The following is a 22,529-nucleotide window of genomic DNA, read 5'->3' as shown; positions in this document are numbered from 1 at the left end:
AGTTGAAACGAAGCGATGGGCCGCACCCCTCGGGGTGCGGCCCATCGTCTTTCCTGGGAGGTGCTGTTTCACGTGAAACAGCACCTCGGGAACTGCCCCTACCAGGAAACGACGACGCTTTCAGGACGGCCGCTCAGCGCGTGGCGCCGGTGACGATCCAGCGGCCCGAGCGGGAGCGCAGCCAGAGCGTCAGCATGCGTACCGCCATCATCAGCGTCATCGCTCCCCACAGCGTTGTCAGGCCTCCCCCGAAGACCGGCACGAGCAGGGCGACCGGTGTGAAGACAGCCAGCGTGATGATCATGGCCCAGGCGAGGTAGGGCCCGTCGCCCGCGCCCATCAGGACGCCGTCGAGGACGAAGACGATGCCGCAGACGGGCTGGGCGAGAGCCACCACCACGAGGGCGGGCAGTGCCGCGTCCTGGACGGCGGCGTCGCCCGTGAAGAGCGGGATGAACAACGGCCGGGCGAGGACGACCAGCAGCCCGAGGACGACACCCGAGGCGATGCCCCACTCGACCATCCGGCGACAGACGGCGCGTGCGCCGTCCGGATCATCGGCGCCCAGATAGCGTCCGATGATCGCCTGCCCGGCGATGGCGATGGCGTCGAGCGCGAAGGCCAGCAGACTCCACAGGGAGAGAACGATCTGATGGGCGGCCACGTCGGAATCCCCGAGGCGGGCGGCCACGGCGGTCGCGATCATCAGGATGGCCCGCAGCGAGAGCGTGCGGACCAGGAGTGGCGCACCGGCTTGGGCGCAGGCCCGGATCCCGGCGATGTCGGGACGCAGCGAGGCGCCGTGGCGCTGTGCTCCGCGTACGACGACGAAGAGGTACACGGCGGCCATGCCGCACTGGGCGATGACGGTGCCCCAGGCGGAGCCGGCGATACCGAGGCCGGCGCCGTAGACCAGGCCGACGTTGAGGACGCCGTTGGCGATGAACCCGCCGACCGCGACGTACAGCGGGGTCCGGGTGTCCTGCAGGCCGCGCAGGACACCGGTGGAGGCGAGGACGACGAGCATGGCGGGGATGCCGAGCGAGGAGATCCGGAGATAGGTGACGGCGTACGGGGCCGCGGTGTCCGATGCGCCGAAAAGTTCCACGAGGGCGGGAGCGGTGGGCAGGACGAGGGCGATGACGACGGCACCGAGGAGCAGCGCGAGCCAGATGCCGTCCATGCCCTGGCGAATGGCGGACGGGAGGTCCCCGGCGCCCACCCTGCGGGCGACGGCGGCAGTGGTGGCGTAGGCGAGGAAGACGAAGACGCTCACCGCGGTGGTGAGGAGCGCCGAGGCGACACCGAGACCGGCGAGCTGTGCGGTGCCGAGGTGCCCCACGATGGCACTGTCGGCCAGCACGAAGAGGGGCTCGGCGACCAGCGCGCCGAAAGCGGGAACGGCGAGCGAGATGATCTCTCGGTCGTGCCGTCGCCGGGCGGTCTTGGATGCCGCGGGAGCCTGTGTCATGGGTGCCAATCTAATCTTCCACAGGTAAGAGATGCAATGCCTACGAGACCCTTACGCGAGCCGTCCGGGAGCATGCTGCCCTGCGTGGTTTGCAACGATCTTGGTCCGACCGGGAAAGTTTTTCTTCTGCACAGCCAGTGGATGGGGAAAGTGCAGGTCAGCGGCGTTTTCGTGGAGTTGCTGAGGGCTTGTTCACAGGGCTGTCCACCGGGCCGTGCACAGGTTTGGGGAGGTTCTCCACAGCATAGGGTCCGTCATCCACACCGCCTGTGGATAACCAGATTGGCTGACGGTGCCCACAGGCCTACCGTGGTCCGGCGCCCGCCTCCTCGTGCGACCTCGGAAACCGCGTAAAACCGACGCGTCAGAACCGGAGTTGGGACCCCTTATTTGTCAGTGTCGTGCCGTAGGAAAGAGGGGCACGGCGAGGTCCGCTCGGCGGACGGGAGGAGGCGGCCCGGTGAGTATTTCCGAGCCTTTGGACGACCCCTGGGCCGACAGCGGTCCCAGTGACCGTCTGCCCGTTTCCCGTCAGCGCCGCGACGGAGGCCGGGGCCGCGACGAGCAGCACGATCGTGGCCGGGAGAGCGGCTGGGACGGCGGAGGCACGTCGTTCGAGCGCGTTCCGCCGCAGGATCTCGACGCGGAGCAGTCCGTGCTGGGCGGCATGCTGCTCTCCAAGGACGCCATCGCCGACGTCGTCGAGGTCCTCAAGGGCCACGACTTCTACCGGCCCGCGCACGAGACGATCTACGCCTCGATCCTCGACCTCTACGCGAAGGGCGAGCCGGCCGACCCCATCACCGTGGCCGCCGAGCTCACCAAGCGCGGTGAGATCACCAAGGTCGGCGGCGCATCGTATCTGCACACGCTCGTCCAGACGGTCCCGACCGCGGCGAACGCCGAGTACTACGCGGAGATCGTCCACGAGCGTGCGGTGCTGCGCCGCCTGGTGGAGGCCGGCACGCGCATCACGCAGATGGGCTACGCGGCCGACGGCGACGTCGACGAGATCGTCAACAGCGCCCAGGCCGAGATCTACGCGGTCACCGAGCAGCGCACCACCGAGGACTACCTGCCCCTCGGCGACATCATGGAGGGCGCGCTCGACGAGATCGAGGCGATCGGGTCGCGCTCTGGGGAGATGACCGGTGTCCCGACCGGCTTCACCGACCTGGACCAGCTCACCAACGGCCTGCACCCCGGCCAGATGATCATCATCGCGGCCCGCCCCGCCATGGGTAAGTCGACACTGGCCCTGGACTTCGCGCGGGCCTGCTCGATCAAGCACAACATGCCGAGCGTGATTTTCTCGCTCGAAATGGGGCGCAACGAGATCGCGATGCGTCTGCTGTCGGCCGAGGCCCGGGTGGCGCTGCACCACATGCGCTCCGGCACGATGACCGACGATGACTGGACCCGCCTCGCCCGGCGCATGCCGGACGTCTCGGCCGCCCCGCTCTACATCGACGACTCCCCGAACCTGTCGATGATGGAGATCCGCGCCAAGTGCCGCCGCCTCAAGCAGCGCAACGACCTGAAGCTCGTCGTCATCGACTATCTGCAGCTCATGCAGTCGGGCGGTTCCAAGAGATCCGAGAGCCGTCAGCAGGAAGTCTCGGACATGTCGCGAAACCTGAAGCTCCTGGCCAAGGAGCTGGAGCTGCCGGTGATCGCGCTCTCGCAGCTGAACCGTGGCCCCGAGCAGCGTACGGACAAGAAGCCCATGGTCTCTGACCTGCGTGAATCCGGCTCGATCGAGCAGGACGCGGACATGGTGATCCTGCTGCACCGCGAGGACGCGTACGAGAAGGAGTCACCTCGCGCGGGCGAGGCGGACATCATCGTGGGCAAGCACCGTAACGGCCCGACGGCGACGATCACGGTCGCCTTCCAAGGCCACTACTCACGCTTCGTGGACATGGCCCAGACCTGATCCAGGGACGTGTAGGGGCTCAAATTTCGTGTCGGAATCTCACGGTCGATGTCGGATCGAAGTCGGATCCGACATCCCGGTGAGACAGCCCAGTGTCCCGTCGCATTCCAGCTGTCAGTTTCTCAATGTTCTGCAGACCGACCTTGCGGGTTCTCATTCGCCGCGGAGGCGGACCAGACGCCGAGGTCGCCTCCCGGCAGGGACACGAACCGCCGTCCTCCAGGTCCTGTGATCTGCCACGCCTCGAACGCCGCATCGGTTGGACACGTCAGGTGCGTGCCGTCCTCGAACACAATCCGAAGCATGCCGGACTTGAAAGCGACCGCAGAGACGACCTTCGTCCCGAAGAGCGGAAGGACTGCGGCCACGTCCTGGGTCTCTGGCACCAGAAGCACGCCGGGATTGGTGTGGGCCGGCCCGGATGAGAGCCGAGCAGGCGTTTCGAGTGTGACTTCCCAACCTTCGTCGAGGGCCAGCGTGAGGCGGTAGTCGACAGTGATCCCAGCAACGCCCCGCCCTCGGAGATTCAGGATCCACCGGTCATCGTGTTCGACCGGCTCTGCTTCGGTGCTCATCACCTCACCATGGTGCACGGCCCAGCCGAGGGCGACGGACGGTCATCAAAGATTCCGCCGAAGCCACGTCTGTTGAGAATCCGGCGAGGCGTGTTCTCGATCCACTTGGCGAACCAGCAGCTCAGGCCAAGATCCAGAGACAGCTCCGATGCGACGGGACACCCAGGTCACAGATTCGCCGGCTCGTGCCGTGTGTCCGGTCTCAATGCAGGTGGCGAACGGCTCGCCCAACATGGCGAACAGACCAGGGGCGAGTTGGCGTGGCTTGACCGATCCGGGGCTGCTGAAGCCGTTAAGGTCCCGGGTCGTGAAGGAGAAGAGGGAACGAGGCTGTTTTTGCGGGTGCGGCGAGAACGCGGAGATGGGCAGGTGGTTCGCTCCGGGCCACGACGTCACCGCGGCCGCCGCCCTGCGCGCTGTGGAGGAATTGCGCCTGCCGCACCAGCTGGTCTCGGCGGGTTTCGGCCCGGAGCGCTCGGTGGTCGAGGCGGCTGTCCGGGAGGCGGGCTGGGTGCGCTGCCCAGGGTGCGCGTATGTCGGGCCGTCGGCCAACCACACCTGCACCGACGCCCCGGTCGGCGACCAGCCCCCCTCCCCACCCCAACCTGGGCTGGATCAGGAGCACGAACTCGCACTTCCGGGCCCCGCCACAGCGCTGCTGACCGAGTCCGGGGCTGCCCAGGGCCGATTGCTGCCCGGGGCAGCCGACCCGACGTGGGAGACGGTGCCGCTGCATCTACGCCAGCAGCTCCGGAGGCCCGCGCAGGAGCTGGTGTCGCCCGCACGAGGGCCACTGGCAGCGCGGGAGAACCGGCGGCTGCTGTCCGCGGTGAGGGCCGCCGCCGGGATGCGGATGACCGGCGCACACTGGCTCCTACTGCTCACCACCGGCCGGAAGACTTTCGGCAGCCCGCGCAGCCAGCGTGCTCAGGCGCTGTACGCGGTGCTGGAGCAGGTGGCGGTCCAGCACGCGGCGCCCGCCGAGGATGAGGGCGCTGACCCCGTCGTACAGCACAGCTAGATAGCCCACAGGTTCGCCATGTTGAGCGAGCCGTTCGCCACCTGCACTGAGACCGGACACGTGTGCACCAAACGCCGAGGATCCGGCGTGAAGTTGAGACTTCAGCGACCGACATCGCGTGAGACAACTCGTAGACCCGCAGGTCGCAGGGGCACCGACCGACGCGAGCCGCGAGATCCTACAGGACGTGTAGGGGCTCAAATTTCGTGTCGGAATCTCACGGTCGATGTCGGATCGAAGTCGGATCCGACATCCCGGTGAGACAGCCCAGTGTCCCGTCGCATTCCAGCTGTCAGTTTCTCAATGTTCTGCAGACCGACCTTGCGGGTTCTCATTCGCCGCGGAGGCGGACCAGACGCCGAGGTCGCCTCCCGGCAGGGACACGAACCGCCGTCCTCCAGGTCCTGTGATCTGCCACGCCTCGAACGCCGCATCGGTTGGACACGTCAGGTGCGTGCCGTCCTCGAACACAATCCGAAGCATGCCGGACTTGAAAGCGACCGCAGAGACGACCTTCGTCCCGAAGAGCGGAAGGACTGCGGCCACGTCCTGGGTCTCTGGCACCAGAAGCACGCCGGGATTGGTGTGGGCCGGCCCGGATGAGAGCCGAGCAGGCGTTTCGAGTGTGACTTCCCAACCTTCGTCGAGGGCCAGCGTGAGGCGGTAGTCGACAGTGATCCCAGCAACGCCCCGCCCTCGGAGATTCAGGATCCACCGGTCATCGTGTTCGACCGGCTCTGCTTCGGTGCTCATCACCTCACCATGGTGCACGCCCCAGCCCAGGGCCACGGACCGCCATCCAAGACTCCCCCCAAGCCACGTCAGTTGAGAATCCGCCCAGGCGTGTTCTCGATCCACTACGCGAACCACCAGCTCAGGCCAAGATCCAGAGACAGCTCCGATGCGACGGGACACCCAGGTCACAGATTCGCCGGCTCGTGCCGTGTGTCCGGTCTCAATGCAGGTGGCGAACGGCTCGCCCAACATGGCGAACAGACCAGGGGCGAGTTGGCGTGGCTTGACCGATCCGGGGCTGCTGAAGCCGTTAAGGTCCCGGGTCGTGAAGGAGAAGAGGGAACGAGGCTGTTTTTGCGGGTGCGGCGAGAACGCGGAGATGGGCAGGTGGTTCGCTCCGGGCCACGACGTCACCGCGGCCGCCGCCCTGCGCGCTGTGGAGGAATTGCGCCTGCCGCACCAGCTGGTCTCGGCGGGTTTCGGCCCGGAGCGCTCGGTGGTCGAGGCGGCTGTCCGGGAGGCGGGCTGGGTGCGCTGCCCAGGGTGCGCGTATGTCGGGCCGTCGGCCAACCACACCTGCACCGACGCCCCGGTCGGCGACCAGCCCCCCTCCCCACCCCAACCTGGGCTGGATCAGGAGCACGAACTCGCACTTCCGGGCCCCGCCACAGCGCTGCTGACCGAGTCCGGGGCTGCCCAGGGCCGATTGCTGCCCGGGGCAGCCGACCCGACGTGGGAGACGGTGCCGCTGCATCTACGCCAGCAGCTCCGGAGGCCCGCGCAGGAGCTGGTGTCGCCCGCACGAGGGCCACTGGCAGCGCGGGAGAACCGGCGGCTGCTGTCCGCGGTGAGGGCCGCCGCCGGGATGCGGATGACCGGCGCACACTGGCTCCTACTGCTCACCACCGGCCGGAAGACTTTCGGCAGCCCGCGCAGCCAGCGTGCTCAGGCGCTGTACGCGGTGCTGGAGCAGGTGGCGGTCCAGCACGCGGCGCCCGCCGAGGATGAGGGCGCTGACCCCGTCGTACAGCACAGCTAGATAGCCCACAGGTTCGCCATGTTGAGCGAGCCGTTCGCCACCTGCACTGAGACCGGACACGTGTGCACCAAACGCCGAGGATCCGGCGTGAAGTTGAGACTTCAGCGACCGACATCGCGTGAGACAACTCGTAGACCCGCAGGTCGCAGGGGCACCGACCGACGCGAGCCGCGAGATCCTACAGGACGTGTAGGGCCTCATTTTCCGTGTCGGAATCTCACAGTTGATGTCGGATGGATGTCGGATACGACATCGCTGTGAGACTGGCTAGAGCTCGGACCCTTGTTTCGCTCAAACGTGTGAGTACCTCCGGCTTTTCTGGAGGAAGCGTGGCTGTCTGCTCCAGGCTGTCATCCACTGCTTGATCGCATCGAGCCTGCTGCAGGGGCGGGGGTGGCTGGTGTCAGTTGAGTCGGCCGTGGTGAGTTTCCGTACGCCGGTCCAGGTGGTTGAAGACGAACCGTGGGAGAGCACCGGTAGTGCCACGTTGGCGGCGGTGACACCGTGGAGGACCTTCCGTTGGTACAAGGGCCAGAAGCACTACTCGGGTACGTACTGGTCCTCCACCATGCGCGATCATGTGATCTACGAGTCGCGTCTTGAACTGGCCCGGCTGCTGTTCGATGACTTCGCCCCGTCTGTTCGCCGCATCCTGGCACAGCCGTTCCTGCTCAAAGCCGATGTCGAGGGGAAGTGGCGCAAGCACATCCCTGACTACTTGCTGATCACCGGAGACGGTCCGGTCGTTGTGGACGTCAAGCCGAGGCATCGGGTGACGAAGCCGGAGGTGACGTTCACCTTCGCCTGGACCCGGCGGGTGGTGGAAGCACGGGGATGGCAATACGTGGTCTGGAGCGAGCTGCCTCCGGCAGAACTGGAAAACGTGCGGTTCCTTGCCGGGTATCGCCGTGACTGGCTCTTCGATGGAGCCTTGCTTGATGAGGTCCGAGCCATGGGCTTGGACGGGCGGACACTTGGCGAGCTGGGTGAACTGCTTCCGGAGCGCGAGCGGGAGGAGATCCGTTCCGCGGCCCTGCATCTTCTCTGGGGCGGCGAGGTGGTCACCGACCTGAGCACACCGATCAGCAGCCGCCATGTCCTGAAGGTCCCGCAGTGAGCCGGGCAGGAACCCGGGTGGGGGTCGGCACCCGGTTCCGCTATGACGGCGAGACCGTCGAGGTGATCGAGTTGGCGATCACCTCGAACGGCAACGAGGCAGTACTCAAGGACGGCCGGGGCAAGTTGATTCGGCTGAGTGTGAAGGAACTGCTGCTGTCTGACCGGGCTCGCGTAATCCCGGAGGGTCCCGGGCCGTCCGGTGACGAAGACATCGCCGGTGTCGTGCTGAGCCAGCTGTCGGAGGCCGAGCAAGACGGAGTACGGGAGCGGGCAGCCCACATCCGTGAGGTCCTGACGGGCTATCGGTCGGGAACGCCGGAATTGGTGGCGGGCGGGGAGCCGAGGCCGGAATACCTGCCTGACGTCTCGCTTGGTGACCGTTACGCGAGCAAGGCGGCTGAAATCGGCGTCACCGTTCGCACCATCGAGCGGTGGGTGCGGGACTACCGCCGTGGCGGCGAGGCGGGTCTGGCGGCCGCGGGACGGCCGGCACGGGGGCGGGCCACCAAGGTGGACGACCGGTGGGTGGAGACAGCCAGGGAAGTAATGGTCGAACATACCGGAGAGTCGAAGCCGTCCCGCACGATGGTGATCGAACGGACCCGGGCCCGGGTGATCGCGCGGTTCGGTTCGGACGTCGTGCCGCAGCCCAGTCGGGCCACGGCCTTCCGGATCCTTGAGGAACTGGAGGACCAACACCCGCTGTTCCGGATGAGTACGAAGCGGAACCGGGACATCGCCGACCGGCCGGACGGGCCCTACGGCAAGCTGCGGCCGACCAGGCCGGGCGAGTACTTGCTGATGGACTCCACCAGGCTGGACGTGTTCGCCTTCGACCCGTTCACGCTGCGGTGGGTGCAGGCCGAGCTGAGCGTCGGCATGGACTGGTACACCCGCTGCATCACCGGGATCCGCCTCACCCCGGTGTCGACGAAGGCAGTGGATATTGCGGCAGTGCTCTACCAGTCGTTCCGCCCACCGCCAGCGGGAAGAAGCTGGCCGCGCTACGCGGTCTGGCCCGAGCACGGCATCCCGCGGACCGTCCTGGTCGACACAGCTGTTGCCGAAGGAGCTGGCGCTTCGGGCCCCGTCCTGGTTCCGGAGACCCTGGTCATCGACCATGGCAAGCCCTACGACTCCGAGCATCTGACCAGCGTCTGCCGGAGGATGGGGATCTCCATCCAGCCGGCGAGGCTGCGGATGGGCCGGGACAAAGGGCCCGTAGAAAGGTTCTTTCGCACCCTGCGCGAGGGGCTACTGCAAGCGCTGCCCGGCTACAAGGGGCCAGACATCCATTCCCGGGGCGAACACCCGGAGGACGACGCGTTCTTCTTCCTGCACGAGCTGGAGGCGATCATCCGGGAGTGGGTCGCGGTGGTTTACCACCACCGACCTCACGCAAGCCTGGTCGACCCCGGATTGCCTGGGCTGCGGATGTCCCCGGCGAAGATGTTCGAGCACGGCATGGCCCGGGCCGGCTACATCGAAGCACCCCGGGACCCGAACCTCGCCTACGAGTTCCTGAAGACCGAATGGCGCACGATCCAGCACTACGGCGTCGAGATCAACCGCCGTCGCTACAACGGGCCCGGTCTCAAGGGCCTCAGCGATGTCCGGAATCCGTACGACGGCCCGGTCAAGAACGGCTGGCCATTCCAGGTCGACCCCGACGACATCACCCGGATCTACTTTCGGGCTCCGGACCGCTGCTGGCATGCCCTGACATGGGAGCATGCGCCAGCGGCTGGAATGCCGCTGAGCGAGGACGCTCTGATCTTCGCCAGGAAGCTGGCCGCCGCGAAATACCGCTACCCCGACGACCGGCTCGCGGTCGCCGACCTGCTGGAACGCTGGAACCTCGGCCTGGGCACGACGCTAGCCGAGCGGCGCATGGCCCTGCGGCTCTCACGTGAACAGGCTGCCATCGAACTGCCCGACACCGAGGAACAGGTCCTCTCGCTCCCTTCTGTCCGCAAGGCTCTGGGCGAGGAGACGGCCTCTTCCCACGGAGAGCCGGAGGTGGCCGCAGCGCCCGAAATGGGCGATGACGACGAAGCCGACCTGGAAGACCTCGCCGGCGAGGACGACTTCTACGCCGACGCCCTGGAGGATGCGTGACCGTCACCACCAGCCTGCCGAGCATGGGCAACCTGGCACTGTCCCGGAAGGAGGACTTCAGAGCATTCGCCGATGCCCCACGCCGAAGCCAACCCGAGCTGCTGACATGCGCCGAGCTGAAGAAGCTCAGCCCCGAGGCGAGAGCTGAATACAGCCGTCGGCGACGGGAATGGCATGCCAACCTCGGCCCGATCAAGACTCCTCAACTATCCGCCTTGCACGAGGACTTGTGGGACATCGTCGACAGCAACCTGCAGGACGGCGACAAGGCCAAGGGCGCCGTCGCCGTCGATGCTTTTCCCGGTTTGGGCAAAACCACCTCGGTCCTCGCGTTCACCCGGGAATTCCACCGCAGAGAGATTGCCGAGCAAGGCGAGTTCACCGCCCAGGGCAATGAGCGATGGCCGGTCTGCCGGGTCGGGCTCACCGGCAACACCGGCATGAAGGACCTGAACCGGGCCCTGCTGGAGTTCTTCGGGCACCCTGGCCGCCACCGCGGCACCACAGCCCAGCTTGGCCAGCAGGCTCTGGACTGCGTGTTGTCCTGTGAGGTCCGTCTGCTGGTGCTGGATGACCTGCACTTTCTGAAATGGCGCAAGACCAGCGGCATCGAGGTCAGCAACCATCTCAAGTGGATCGCCAACGAGTTCCCCGTTACTTTGCTGAAAGTCGGGGTCGGGCTCGCTGAGAAGGGATTGTTCAGCGAAGGGGACACCGGCGGCGACACCACCTTGGCTCAGACAGGCCGCCGAACCACGCGGCTGGACATGCCGCCCTTCACAATCACCAAAGAGAACGGTCGCCGCGAATGGCGGCAAATGCTCCTGGCTCTCGAAAAGCGCATCGTCCTTGCCGACAAACACCCCGGCATGCTCGCGGACGACCTGTCCGACTACCTCTTCGCACGCAGCACCGGCCATATCGGCTCGCTGGTGACACTGGTCAACCGCGGCTGCCAGCGGGCCATCCGCAGCGGCACCGAACGCCTCGACCGTGACCTGCTCGACCGGGTGAAGAACGACGAGGCGTCCGAGGCTGCCCGCAGAGAACTCGAAGCCGCGTTGGGACGAGGGAAGCTGACCAGCCGACCCGGCGCCAACCGGCGGAAGGCTGCATGAGGCCCCGCATTCGAACCCTCCCACTGCGAGTGCAACCCCTTCCCGGAGAGGCGTTCGACTCCTGGCTGGAGACATCGGCGGTTCGCCATCACGCCACCTTGGGCGAGCTTCAGCGGCACCTCGGATTTCCCTCCCGCAGTGGCGCTGGTGACCGCACCCGGGGCATCCCTCCGGACTGGACGATCGCACTGCCTGCCCCAGAAGCCGCAGCCGTCGCCCGCGCGAGCGGACTGCCCCTGGAAAAGGTCATGAGCATGACGCTGGCCCACTACGACGGTCGGGCCCTACACATCACCGCCGATGGCCTGCACGTCAAACGCGGAAGGCTCTGGGGCCGCTCTGGCTCCCGGTTCTGTCCGGACTGCCTGGCCGCATCCACCGGCCGCTGGCAGCTAACCTGGCGCTTGGGCTGGACCTTCGCCTGTCCCACCCACCGCTGTCTTCTGGCGGACTGCTGTCCGAGCTGCGGACGCATCCAGAGACTTCAGCCCCGCTCCGGCAAGCTTGTCCCCCGACCTGGGTTCTGCGGAAACCCGCCGGCCCGCACGGACGACCCTCCATCGGCCGGCTGCGGCTTCGATCTGACCCAAACCCCTACTTTCCGCCTGCCGGAAGGACATCCGGCCCTGCTCGCTCAGGACCGGGTGTTAGGGATCATCGATAGCGGAACGGCGTCGTTCGGCCCTTATGCGGCACACCCTCAGCCAGCACGAACCGCCCTGAATGACATCCGTGCCATCAGCGGTCGCGTCCTGGCAGCTTTGCCTCCCCACTCCCTCGTCGCCCTGGCCCCGCCGGACCTCGCCGAACGGCACCTCGTCCCCGAGCCCGGCTGTCATCTCGCACACCGAGCCGCAGCCCGCCCTGGCTACATGTCGCCGGCGCGGGCAGTGAGTACTGCGGCTGCCGTGACGCTCACGTTGAGCGTCCTCGCTCACCGCGACATCCACCGCAGCGGGAGCGCGATGCGCGAACTGCTGTTGGCAATGCATCCGGATCTTCACCAAGTCACGGCCACCAGCATCGACAGCTGGGGATGCGGCCTGAGCCCTGTTCTCAAGGCCGTGCACCTAGCCGCGCTTGCCCCGTCCTTCACGCCTCTGGAACAGCTCCGGTTCCGCACGATCACAGCCCTGCCCAGCTGTCCCAGCACCGCAAGCCGGGCAGGCGGCCAGCGAGCCCGGAAGATCCCGAGCACGTTCTGGCCCTCCTGGGCCATGCGCTTCAGTGCCTCACCGGAGGGCTTCCACAACGTCCTTCCTATGGCCTTGTCCGCCTCACTGCTGGTGATCAACAGCTGGGTCCGGCTCGACGCCGCCGCCGAACTCCTCGACTCCCATACCGACGGCCCCGCCGTCGGCCGCATCCAGCACAAACTGGGCCAGGACCCGCGCTGGCCTGACGTTCAGACCGCCTTGATCCGACTGGCCAACTACCTCGACGCGCACGACGTTCCCATCGACTACTCCAGGCGTCGCCGCTTGGACTACACCTTCCTGCTGCCGCACGAGCGCTGGCTGGAGATCTGCCGGTCCACCGGCACCCAGCCCGGAAACGGACGGCGCGAGTGGGTCGTCCGCCGCCGTCTGTTCCAACGCATCAGCGGCCTGCCAGCGCAAGCCTCCCCAGGGTTCGACGAGGACGAAGAAGCACACTTCCGCGTCGAGGCCGCACGATTCCCCGTCTTCCTGACACCCGAGCTTGCGGAAGCGCTGAACGACGAGGCCCGCGCGTTCCTCCTTGCCCAGCGCATCCGGAACGAACCGGTGGTCTGGCAGCCACCCGCTCGCCTACTCGATGGACTCGACTTGCCCGGACCCGACCCCACCACCATCGACATCCCACACCTGCACTGTCTGATCCGTCAGGGCAAGCATCCCGTTCGACGGACAGCTCAGACCCTCGGCACCAGCATCCCCGTGGTTCGAGGCATTCTGGAGGAGAACCCCGCTCCTGCCGCCGCTCTGACCGAGGCCGCCGCGAGATCAACAGGCCGCGTTCGTTACGCGGCTCGACAACAGCTCTCGAGAAGTGACTTCGCCCGCCTCTACCAGAGTGAACATCTCTCACTCGCCCGGATTGCAGAACTCACTGGCATCTCCCGCACGGTTCTGACCCCGCTCGCACACGAATACGGCATCCCGCTGCGTGATGGACCGCAGGACTACACGCGCCGAGGGATCGTCGAGCGCGACTGGCTGCACGAGCAATACGTCGTTCGTCGCCGGACCCTTGCTGATCTCGCCCGGGAGAGGGGCATGAGTCACGCGCACATGGAGCGGTGGGCACACAGACATAACATCCCGATCAGGCCCCGAGGCGGAGTGAGTCACGACTCGGCTCTTCGCTTGGCCGAACAAGCAGCCCACGCACCTGCGATTCTGCGCAAGGCCCTCACCAGCCCCTATGCATGGCAGCGGCTGGAACGCTTCGCGGCAGCGGCTCCACACCCGAGCCTCTATCAAGCCGCCCGATTTCGCCGCATCACGCCCGCGGCACTGATGAAGCAGATTCAGCGGCTTGAGAACGACCTCGGCCAACAACTACTCGAGCGGGCTGAGCGCGGACACCCCATGAAGCTGACGGCCTTCGGCCAGAAGGTCGCCGCAGCTGCCCGCGAAGCCCTTGCTGATCCCGACCAAAAATGCTTTGCCCAGGCCGGTGAGGGGTTGCTACCTTCACGCCAGCGCGAGAGGCGCGTGATCACGGGAGAGGGAGGTTGATGAATATGGCTGCCGTCGGCCGTCTTCAGCATGCCCTTTTCCGGCCCGCGCGTTAGCAGAGCGCGGTCCGGTCGTTCCAACGACCAGGAATAACACGTGACTTCCTCCATTTCATCAGCCCGCATTCAGCTGACCACCGACCGCCTCGTTCTCCGGACCTGGACCATGACCGAGGCCACCGAGGTCCTCGACGACACCAGGTCGGCCCACTGGGCGGACGACTTCCCTGCCGAAGGCGACCGCGCCGTTGCGGGCCTCTTCGGCCAGTTCCCCGACTGGCTCGGCGAGCATGGCCACCGTCTGATCATCGAGCGCGACAGCGGCCTGGTCGTGGGCTCGATCGGCCTGTTCTGGCCGCCCAGCGAGGGAACCCTCGAAATCGGATACGGCATCGTGGCGTCCCGTCGCGGCCGGGGCTATGCCCCCGAGGCCACCCGGGCTCTCGCCGAGTTCGCCCTCACCACCCCCGGCGTCCACACGGTGTTCGCCAACGTGGAGCTGTCGAACCCGGCCTCCGTCCGCGTCCTGGAGAAGGCCGGCTTCCACCGATGGGCCACTGAGGAAAACGAGGAGAACCTGGCCCGCTTCGGGATCACGAAGCCGAACCACCACGAGCGATGATTCCTTGGGGTCGGCGGGATGTCGTCGGCCCCACATCACCGCTGAGGAAATGACACGGCGGTGAGGCAGGACTTTCCCGCCAGGCCGTGAGACAACCAGAGAAACCCCAGGTCACGGCATCGGTAGATGTCACGAGCGGTGAGAACCTACATGAATGTAGGGGACCGTTCTACCTCAGCAATCGGGCCCGTTGTCCTGTGACAGGTGATCTTCCTTTTTGTCAGTGAATCTTGCTCATGGGGACAGTCTTGCCACTACACCTTGCTCGGGTCCGACGGATCGAGGCGGAGACGTGCCCTTATGGCGATCACCGTGAGCAAGATCCGCTGACAAGATCCGAGCCGGAGAAGCTCCACCCGATGGTCTCAGCCAGGCTGCGTTCGCCACTGAAGATTCCTCGCCGCAGGTGTCCTGTGCCAGGGAAGTTTGAGCGCGTGCCATCGAACCTTGCCGGTATCAACTCGGCTCACTCGATGCCTTGGATGACGCTGGCGTGGGCCTGAGAGTGGTGACACGTTGGTGAGGTGCGCCGCCGCAGGTCGCCGCCACATGAACGCTGCACCTTTTGGCGCAAGCTGGGAGTACATCATGAGGGAACCAGAGCTGCTTGCCGCACTTACAAGAGGAAGGGAGGCCGTCGACGAGTACATGGCCTTTTGGGTAATGACGAACGGCAGCTGGAACGAGGAGCCTGCGACTGAAATCCTCTGCCAGAAATCGGCACCGCTGGTCAAGCCCATCACTTTCGACAGGACCAAAGAGGGTGTGACTGGCGCTGATTGGCTCTGGTGGTGGGTTGATCGAGAAACCGGAATCTGCTTCGGGATGTTCGTTCAGGCTAAGAGCCTTAAGCGAAAGGGCAAAGGGTGGTCCATCGATTTTGAGCATAAGAACAAGAGCGGAGTCCAACTACCGGACCTGCTTCGGACCGCCGACCACTACAAGGTTCCTCCGGTGTACGTCTTGTACTGCGGTGACGCGTCCTACCGGGCGGGATTGATCTGTGGCGACAGCCACACAGAGCCGGACTGTAACCGGTGCGCTCGGGCTGGCGTGTCGGTCCTCAGCGCTCGAGTCGCCCAGCGGCGACTGCTTAACGATCCTGGCTCTGCTGCCGTGGAGGCTTTCCATGATGCCTCACCCCTGGAATACCTGGCCGACCCAGCGCTACCACGAACCCGTTTCTGGGACCTGAACTTCCCAAGCTGCGGCCACGAACTGAAACGCATGCTGGTGGCTCCGAATTACGGACCGCAGCAGGTCGCCTCGGTAATTTGGAAGCAGATGTCAAAAATCCGCACGAGGGGTGACTACGAGCTGGCCGTTGCGGGCAAGGTCGACATTGGGAGTGGAATGATTTTCAGAGATCTTCCCGCGGATCGCGGCCACTTCCCAGTTCCCTACTATCCGCACGTCCTCAGTGGATTGCGCTTCGAACTGCCCTCGTATGTCCGGGATGTCGAGGCAGGTAGCAGCCTCCCCCCGTCACTGACGCGCCACATTAAGGGGATCGCGATCTTCTACATGTAGCAGGTCAGTGCTCGTCCAGGGTGCGCTCTCAGCCCGTGAGGCCAGCCGCGAGCCGGGCAACTACCGGTCGATGTTCGCTGGCACGGGACACCCGTATCTAAGCAGTAGATGAGCAGTCAACGGTCTGCTTGAGCAGATAGCGTGCTGAAGTTGGCGCCCTCGGAGGAGGTCGCTGAAGCTTTTCCACGGCCTCCCTCCCCCGGGGAATCACTCGTGCTGGATTAGGAATGCCTCATAGATGTCCATGATCAAGTCCGAGGGATCTTCGCCTCGATCCTTCATATCCAGCATCTCGCCGAGGTCGGCTTTAGTGATGAAGAGGATCACCTTTTCGTCATCACTGAAGATCGAGTTTCGGCGAATATGCGCCGACTTACTCGGCTCAACATTCGTGCAAAGTAAGGCAAGCCGACCCCAGGCCCGGCGCAGATGATTGGCGGTCTGATCGACTTCTTCCCGCCCGATCCCTGTCTTGTCGTAGTTCTTGAACTCCACTGCGATCATCCGAGCCTCAAGGTCCTGTCGGAAAATGCCCCAGTTGCTCGACGGGTCGAGGTGTCGGTTAGGGAAGACGGCGTCCCGGCGTTCCACATTGGAGTAGGTGTGCGCCTGGGGGGTAGGCGGCCTGAGCGGCGGGACGAAAAGGTAGCTGAGTGCGTCGAGCGCGACCTCCTCGAATCTCTTCCACCCGGATGCCCCCGCCGGGCACGAGTCAAGGTCTGCACGCAGTTGTGCAGCTGTCAGTGCGGCTTGGGTGGTCATCCCCCTCACCGGCCTCGTTCGTGGTGTGATCGCCCGTACTTGCGCACCAGGTCAGGATGTTTGAGTAGGAGGTACTTGACCTGGGTGCCGTCCAAGACGCGGATCTCGGGGGACTCCGGGAGTGAGGCAAGGTCCGTAAGTGCGCGCTTTGCCACTGAGGTGAGCTGACCATTCGTCACAATCATGACGGCTCGGCCACCTCCTGCCCTGGCGACCTTCTGTGCAATTTCGTGCACGGCTGCCACCGACACACGTGAGTGTCGATACGCCTTGACCTGCACGACGTACTCGATCGGCGACGTGTTGTCGGTTCCGGGGGTCCTCGCTAAGAAATCGTATCCACGGTCTCCCGCTCTGCTGAACGCGATGACGTCGAAGCCCTCACTGCGGAGAAGGTCCTCTACCAAATTCTCGAAATCCGCCGACCGGAGGTCCAGGAGGTCAAGCGCCCTCCCTCTTTCGATTCTCTGTGTGAGTTCACCGATCGACGCCTCGCCGTGCGCCATGGTCACCCCGGCTCGCCCCCTCAGCGGTTGGGGCACTGACCCTGACCCAAGAATCACTGGGATGACATCGACACCCCGCTGATCCATGCTGCTGTCGAGACTGCGCAGTTGCTCATCATTCGGAGGCACGTTCGGAGAGATCAGAAGGAGTAGTGAGTCAGCGCCTTTGAGGCTCAAAAGGAGCCCCGCCTGCTTATTCTCTCCTAGAGCCGTCGCTTGCTCCCCCCGCCCTACGTACTGCTCCATTCTCCGCACAGCGAAGCCGTGCCGGGCCAGACCGGAAACGATCTCCTTGGCCCAAGGCCGATCGGGCGACAAGTGCCACATCAACACGGAGTGTGACCCACTCTCGTGTGCCAAGGCGTCCTCCATTCGCGGTTCGTGCCAACGCTCATTCCCCTTCGAGCGGCGCCCCTTGGCGGGCCCTTCACTGTAGAACTCCACACGGTGGCCAGAGCGATGGATCGTCATCGGGCGGTCGGTAGCCGCAGCGACGTCATGCTGGTGGTGGCCGACCGTGCTGCGGGGAAAACCCGGCAAGACTGGCTACGGAGCCGCGGGCAGAGCCATTTCAGCGAGTCCCAACGCTGACCAACGGAGACGGAATCCGGAGCCTGGAGCCGCGGGGCTGTCAGTCTGAGCCGCTGCTCAAGTGCTGGCGCCGCAGGGCTGTCGGGTTTGCGCAACTACCGCAATGTCCCAGGTCGGAGTGCTCAGTTGCCTCGGATTCCTACAGTGAAGGTGCGTGAGTGGGTGGAAGGATGGCTGCCGATGCAGGTTCGTGACGCCCCAGACGTGGTGGAGCTGGCTGGACAGTCTGAGGAAATGACACCGCCCTGAGACAGCCGCCGACCGACACGTCGTGAGACTGAAGGGGAACGTCCAGGTCATAGCGCCGACGCCTGACATCGAAAGTGAGAACCTACAGGACGGGCTATCGCACTTCGGGCGCAATCTCCCGCACGGGAGCCTCGGGTTCCGGGTGCCCTGAGCTGCTGTACGAGGCAGCGTCACGCAGCGCCGCCTCGACCCGGCGGTTGCTGGTCATGGTCGCCGTCACGGCGGTCATGGTGAGCAGGAGGCCGGCGGCGGCGTAGAGCGGGGTGCGTACGTCGTACGTGGTGGCCAGCCAGCCGCCGAGGAAGGCGCCGAACGGGGCGGCGCACATGGCGAGCATGCGGGAGGTGGAGGCGACCCGGCCCATCAGATGGGCGGGGACGATCGCCTGCCGGAGAGAGGGCCCGAGCACCATCGTGGCGCCCATGCCGGCCCCGCAGATGGCGAGCGCGAGCCCGGCCACGTAAGGGTTCGGGGCGGCGGCAAGGCCCAGGATGGCCAGCCCTTCGACCGCGGCCGTGCAGGTCAGTGCGGTGCCGGTGCCGAGTCGTCGGCCGAGGAAGGAGGCGATGCCCGCGCCGAGCAGACCGCCGGTGGCCTCCGCTGTCAGGAGCAGGCCGAAGCCGAAGGTGTCGATGCCGAGACGTTCGTGCGCGAAGAGAGCGAGCACGGTCTCCACGGCGAGGAAGGCGACGTTTCCGACCGCCGGACGCAGTGCGAGCCCGAGCAGGACGCGGTCCCGGAAGACATACGAGGCGCCGGCCCGCGCCTGCCGCAGCAGCGACTCGCGGGCCTTCGGTGCGGGCCGCGGGGTGGCGGGCAACGACCGTACGAGCAGTGCGGAGAGCGCGAACGACACCGCGTCGGCGAGCAGCGGAACCGCCCGACCGAGTGCGAGGAGCGCACTGCCTGCGGGCGGCCCCGCGAAGCCGGACGCGGCGGTCTGGGTGCCGCGCAGGCGGGAGTTGGCGCGTTCCAGGAGCGCGGGGGCGCGGCCGAGTAGATCCGGCAGGTAGGCCGTGGCGGCCGTGTCGAAGAAGAGCCCGCCGAGGCCGAGGAGGAAGGCGACGGCTGCGAGCAGGGGAACGCTCAGCGTGTCGAGCGCGGCTGCTGCCGCCGGTATCGCGAGCAGCACCGCACGTGCCGCGTCCGCGACCCACATCGTGCGCCGACGGTCCCAGCGGTCCACCAGCGCACCGCCGAGCGCCCCGAAGAGCAGCCACGGCAGTGTTCCTGCGGCCGTGACGACGGCGAGCGCCATCGGATTCCGCGTCAACGTCAACGCGAGCAGCGGCAGCGCGGCATGTGTCACTCCGTCACCGAGCGAGGACACCGTCTGCGCGGTCCACAGCCGTCCGAACCCGGCCGGCAGCTTTCGAACGCTTGAGGTCACGTGGCGTCCCCTTCGGACTTGGTGGTTGCTTCGGTCTGCTGACGCGGTGCCGGGTGGAAGAGGGCGAAGACGAGAGACGCGTCCGGCAGTGACGGGTCGGACAGCTCCCGGTACTCGTCTGCAAGCGCCTGCAACCGCGCCCCCAGCTCCGCGAACTGCTCCTCGGTGAGCCGCAGATGCGCCATCCGTACGTGCCGCTCGCTTTCCGCCGACGATGCCTCCAGGTCCGCCACCGCATGCCGCATCAGCACATCCGGGCCTCCCTCGCCCGGTTCCGGCAGCACGATCGACCGTGCGGCCATCGCGTAGTACCGCTCGGTGACCCCCCGGACCTTCCGCGTCCGCACCACTTTCACCAGGCCGGCCCGTTCGAGCAGTCGTACGTGGTAGCTGGAACTCCCTTTCGCCAGGCCCACCCGCTCGGCGATCTGCGTGATCGTCGCGGGCTCGAAGCGGAGGACGGCCATGATCCGGTGGCGAGTGAGATTGGAGACGGCCCGCAGCTGTTCGTCAGTGGTGACGTGAAGCGTCTCGGGGAGATCGTCAGTAGGCATGCGCCAATGGTCAACACTCCTTGACCATTGCGCAAGAGGGTTGTCCGTACTGGTGGATGAAAGTGCTTGGATCACTGGAGCGAGTGGAGATGCGGGCGCCGACCGGCTCGGGCGTTCCCCTGGGATGACCGCTTGCCGAGAACGGATGGCCGCCGCCCGATGTGGATGAGGCAGAGCGCCGACGCGCCCTACGGTTGCGAGGCAAGCGGAGGAAATCGAAGCCTGGAGGCGTTCATGGACAGCTGTCGCGGCGCGCGGACGGCCGTGATCGTGGGTGCGGGCGTGGCTGGTCTGACAGTCGCCACCGCTCTGGCACGCGACGGATGGCAGGTCGAGATCGCCGAGATCGGCCCGTCGCAAGCTCCTTCCGGATGGGGACTGTGCCTGACCGGTCCTTCGCTGCGTGCGCTGGACGAGCTGGGTCTCGCCGACGCGTGTCTGGCCGAGGGCTACGGCATGAGCACGATCACGCACGTGGACATGCGCGGGGAGCCCGCGGGCGTGGTCCGGTTGCCGCGCCTGCTCGGTGCGTACCAGCCGGCGATGGTCGGCATCGCACGCCCCGTGTTGCACCGCATCCTGTACGCGGAGGCCGAGAGGTGTGGCGTAGTGGTACGCCATGGAGTCACCGTTGCCGCGGTGGATCAGGAGAGTGAGCTGGTCCGCGTGCGGTTGTCGGACGGAGCGGTCCGGAGGGTCGCGTTGCTGGTGGGCGCGGATGGGATCCGCTCGTCGGTGCGGGGCCTCCTGGGACTCGAGACCTCGCTCGATTTCCACGGGCAAATGGTCTGGCGGGCTCTGGTGCCACGCCCGCGGTGGGCCAGGGGTATCCATCAGTTTGCCGGGAAGACCGACACGGCCGGACTCGTGCCCCTCTCGAACACGCAGGCGTACGTGTTCCTGACGGAGAACGGCGTGGAGCAGAGCGTGCTGCCCGACGCCGAACTCGCCCCGCGTCTGCGGCGACTCCTTGAGGCCTTCCCGGGCCGGATGGAGGAGATCCGCTCCCTGGTCTCCGTCCCGGAAGCGGTGGTGCGCCGTCCGGTGCTCACGGCGTTCCTGGAGGGCGACTGGCACCGGGGTGGCGGTGTGGTCATCGGGGACGCCGCGCATGCGCCCGCGCCTCAGATGGCCAGTGGCGCTGCTCTGGCCATCGAGGACGGGCTTGTACTGGCGCGGGAACTCGGGCGGCACGAGTCGGTCGCCGTGGGACTCCAGGCGTTCACAGGACGACGCGCGCGACGGTGCCGAACGCTCGTGCAGACCTCGGTGGCGGTCGCCCGCCTGGAGCAGGCGCGGCGCCACCACGAGACGTATCCGCTGGTCGATTCCTGCCACCGGCTCATGGCAGAGCCCGTGTGACCAGCCGGTGCGAAGGGTGCCCCGATGCGTCCCGGCGGATGGCCGTACAGACGACGGAGAATGGACTCCTTCGGGAGGTGACCCCACCATCGTGTCGACGCCGCTGCGCAACCACCTCATCACCAGGTCGCGAAACCCCGCCGATCTTCTCAACGCCGCCACCCGCCTGTTCGGCGGCTCGATCGCCACATCGCCCCTGGACGAGCTGTGCGGCGGCGAACACGAACTGCGCGGCGTCGCCGCACACGACTTCGCGGTGGGCTACTTCGTCTCGCCACTCAATGTGCGAGTCGCCCCGGCCGAGGGCCGCGCCCGCGGCTCCTACTTCGTCAACATCGGCCTGTCCGGTGCCCTCTCGGCATCGTGCGGCGGCCTGCGGGCGATGCTCGACGAGACGACGGCAGGAGTCGCCAACCCCGGAGACATCCAGGAATTGCGGCCCCTGCCGAGCCGGAGGCCGGGGTTTCTGGGGCTGAGGATCGATGCCGCCCTGGTCGACCAGGAATTCGCCGCGCTGACCGGGCGTACGCCGAGGTCCACCGTGCGCTTCGAGCTGGCCCTCGACCTCGCCGAGCCCAAAGGCCGGGCGGTACGTCTGCTGGTCCGTTCCCTCCTCGAACAGCTGGACTCGGGAGACCCTCTGTTCCAACGCGCGGATCTGCAGCGCAGCCAGCTGCGTTGCCTCGTCACCGCTCTGCTCCTGGCCCAGCCGCACTCGCACACCGGCGAACTGCACGACGGTCCGCGGCCCGGCTACCCGCGCTCCTTGCGGACAGCCCTCGCGTTCATCGAAGCGAACGTCAGCGAGCGCATCAGCCTCGCCGACATCGCAAGTGTCGCAAAGTGCAGCCCGCGGACGCTCAGCTCCACGTTCCGGGGAAGGCTCGGCATCTCGCCCATGTCCTACGTCCGCGACCTGCGGCTCGACCGGATCCGAGAGGAGATCCTCGCCTCCGACGATCCCGTCGGCGCGATCGCCTACCGGTGGGGGATCGCGCACCTTGGCCGCTTCGCCGGCGATTACCGGGACCGCTTCGCCGAACTGCCCTCCGACACCGCGGCGCGCAGGTGACCCGGCCCCTCCCGCCTCCCTTGTCTGCCTGTCGGGG

Annotated in this window: 18 protein-coding genes and 1 pseudogene; 12 read left to right on the top strand and 7 right to left on the bottom strand. The window is 66.5% G+C overall.

Annotation, left to right across the window (positions count from 1 at the left end; translation table 11 throughout):
• Positions 1-133 precede the first annotated feature (133 nt).
• Entirely contained in the window at positions 134-1,471 is a 1,338-nt protein-coding gene (locus ACFVYR_RS14770; protein ID WP_384254416.1) for an MATE family efflux transporter, read from the bottom strand.
• A 460-nt stretch (positions 1,472-1,931) separates the two neighbouring features.
• Between ACFVYR_RS14770 and dnaB the strand changes: the two genes are divergently transcribed.
• Positions 1,932-3,407 carry a replicative DNA helicase gene (dnaB, locus tag ACFVYR_RS14765; RefSeq protein ID WP_384254418.1) on the top strand — a complete coding sequence of 492 codons (1,476 nt, stop codon included), beginning with the start codon at positions 1,932-1,934 and terminating at the stop codon, positions 3,405-3,407.
• 122 nt (positions 3,408-3,529) lie between these two features.
• Here the strand turns inward: dnaB and ACFVYR_RS14760 are convergent, their stop codons facing one another.
• Complete coding sequence (locus ACFVYR_RS14760) at positions 3,530-3,982, bottom strand: DUF6188 family protein (protein WP_384254420.1); 453 nt, start codon at positions 3,980-3,982, stop codon at positions 3,530-3,532.
• A 361-nt stretch (positions 3,983-4,343) separates the two neighbouring features.
• Here ACFVYR_RS14760 and ACFVYR_RS14755 point away from each other — a divergent pair, with 361 nt between their 5' ends.
• Entirely contained in the window at positions 4,344-5,003 is a 660-nt protein-coding gene (locus ACFVYR_RS14755; RefSeq protein ID WP_384254425.1) for a hypothetical protein, read from the top strand.
• A 300-nt stretch (positions 5,004-5,303) separates the two neighbouring features.
• Here the strand turns inward: ACFVYR_RS14755 and ACFVYR_RS14750 are convergent, their stop codons facing one another.
• On the bottom strand, positions 5,304-5,756 hold the full coding sequence (locus ACFVYR_RS14750; protein WP_384254420.1) for a DUF6188 family protein: 453 nt from the start codon (positions 5,754-5,756) through the stop codon (positions 5,304-5,306).
• A gap of 361 nt (positions 5,757-6,117) precedes the next feature.
• On the opposite strand from ACFVYR_RS14750, the gene ACFVYR_RS14745 reads away from it, so the two are divergent.
• From ACFVYR_RS14745 to ACFVYR_RS14710, 8 genes and pseudogenes are all read left to right on the top strand, one after another.
• Positions 6,118-6,777, top strand: a complete 660-nt coding sequence (locus tag ACFVYR_RS14745) for a hypothetical protein (RefSeq protein ID WP_384254425.1) — start codon at positions 6,118-6,120, stop codon at positions 6,775-6,777.
• Positions 6,778-7,138: 361 nt separating this feature from the next.
• On the top strand, positions 7,139-7,894 hold the full coding sequence (locus ACFVYR_RS14740) for a TnsA-like heteromeric transposase endonuclease subunit (RefSeq protein ID WP_384254427.1): 756 nt from the start codon (positions 7,139-7,141) through the stop codon (positions 7,892-7,894).
• Complete coding sequence (locus ACFVYR_RS14735; protein ID WP_384254429.1) at positions 7,891-10,014, top strand: helix-turn-helix domain-containing protein; 2,124 nt, start codon at positions 7,891-7,893, stop codon at positions 10,012-10,014. Before ACFVYR_RS14740 ends, ACFVYR_RS14735 begins: the two co-directional genes overlap by 4 nt.
• A complete protein-coding gene (locus ACFVYR_RS14730) occupies positions 10,011-11,132 on the top strand; it encodes an AAA family ATPase (RefSeq protein WP_384254432.1) in 1,122 nt (373 codons plus the stop codon). The genes ACFVYR_RS14735 and ACFVYR_RS14730 overlap by 4 nt, the downstream gene beginning before the upstream one ends.
• Positions 11,129-11,566, top strand: a pseudogene (locus ACFVYR_RS14725) (TniQ family protein); the annotation flags it as partial. The gene ACFVYR_RS14730 and the pseudogene ACFVYR_RS14725, both read left to right, overlap by 4 nt.
• 474 nt (positions 11,567-12,040) lie before the next feature.
• A complete protein-coding gene (locus tag ACFVYR_RS14720; RefSeq protein WP_384254679.1) occupies positions 12,041-13,855 on the top strand; it encodes a LysR family transcriptional regulator in 1,815 nt (604 codons plus the stop codon).
• Positions 13,856-13,951: 96 nt separating this feature from the next.
• The gene (locus ACFVYR_RS14715; protein ID WP_384254434.1) at positions 13,952-14,476 is read left to right on the top strand and encodes a GNAT family N-acetyltransferase; all 525 of its coding nucleotides are present in this window, start codon (positions 13,952-13,954) and stop codon (positions 14,474-14,476) included.
• A 549-nt stretch (positions 14,477-15,025) separates the two neighbouring features.
• On the top strand, positions 15,026-16,006 hold the full coding sequence (locus tag ACFVYR_RS14710) for a DUF6615 family protein (protein ID WP_384254437.1): 981 nt from the start codon (positions 15,026-15,028) through the stop codon (positions 16,004-16,006).
• A gap of 207 nt (positions 16,007-16,213) precedes the next feature.
• Here the strand turns inward: ACFVYR_RS14710 and ACFVYR_RS14705 are convergent, their stop codons facing one another.
• The 4 genes from ACFVYR_RS14705 to ACFVYR_RS14690 form a co-directional block, all read right to left on the bottom strand.
• Positions 16,214-16,768, bottom strand: coding sequence for a hypothetical protein (locus ACFVYR_RS14705; RefSeq protein WP_384254439.1), 555 nt, complete (start codon positions 16,766-16,768; stop codon positions 16,214-16,216).
• Positions 16,769-16,773: 5 nt separating this feature from the next.
• The gene (locus ACFVYR_RS14700) at positions 16,774-17,520 is read right to left on the bottom strand and encodes a restriction endonuclease (RefSeq protein ID WP_384254442.1); all 747 of its coding nucleotides are present in this window, start codon (positions 17,518-17,520) and stop codon (positions 16,774-16,776) included.
• 688 nt (positions 17,521-18,208) lie between these two features.
• Positions 18,209-19,504: an MFS transporter gene (locus tag ACFVYR_RS14695; protein WP_384254444.1), complete on the bottom strand. Its 1,296-nt coding sequence runs from the start codon at positions 19,502-19,504 to the stop codon at positions 18,209-18,211.
• A complete protein-coding gene (locus ACFVYR_RS14690; protein ID WP_384254447.1) occupies positions 19,501-20,058 on the bottom strand; it encodes an ArsR/SmtB family transcription factor in 558 nt (185 codons plus the stop codon). Before ACFVYR_RS14690 ends, ACFVYR_RS14695 begins: the two co-directional genes overlap by 4 nt.
• 234 nt (positions 20,059-20,292) lie before the next feature.
• Here ACFVYR_RS14690 and ACFVYR_RS14685 point away from each other — a divergent pair, with 234 nt between their 5' ends.
• Positions 20,293-21,420 carry an FAD-dependent monooxygenase gene (locus ACFVYR_RS14685; protein ID WP_384254449.1) on the top strand — a complete coding sequence of 376 codons (1,128 nt, stop codon included), beginning with the start codon at positions 20,293-20,295 and terminating at the stop codon, positions 21,418-21,420.
• Between the two features lie 91 nt (positions 21,421-21,511).
• Complete coding sequence (locus ACFVYR_RS14680) at positions 21,512-22,492, top strand: AraC family transcriptional regulator (protein WP_384254452.1); 981 nt, start codon at positions 21,512-21,514, stop codon at positions 22,490-22,492.
• Positions 22,493-22,529: the final 37 nt, after the last annotated feature.

It is taken from the genome of Streptomyces sp. NPDC058284, from assembly GCF_042881135.1.
In the GTDB taxonomy this organism is placed as follows: domain Bacteria; phylum Actinomycetota; class Actinomycetes; order Streptomycetales; family Streptomycetaceae; genus Streptomyces.
The sequence above is the reverse complement of the archived record's forward strand: the minus strand, read 5'-3'. Positions and strand labels throughout refer to the sequence as shown.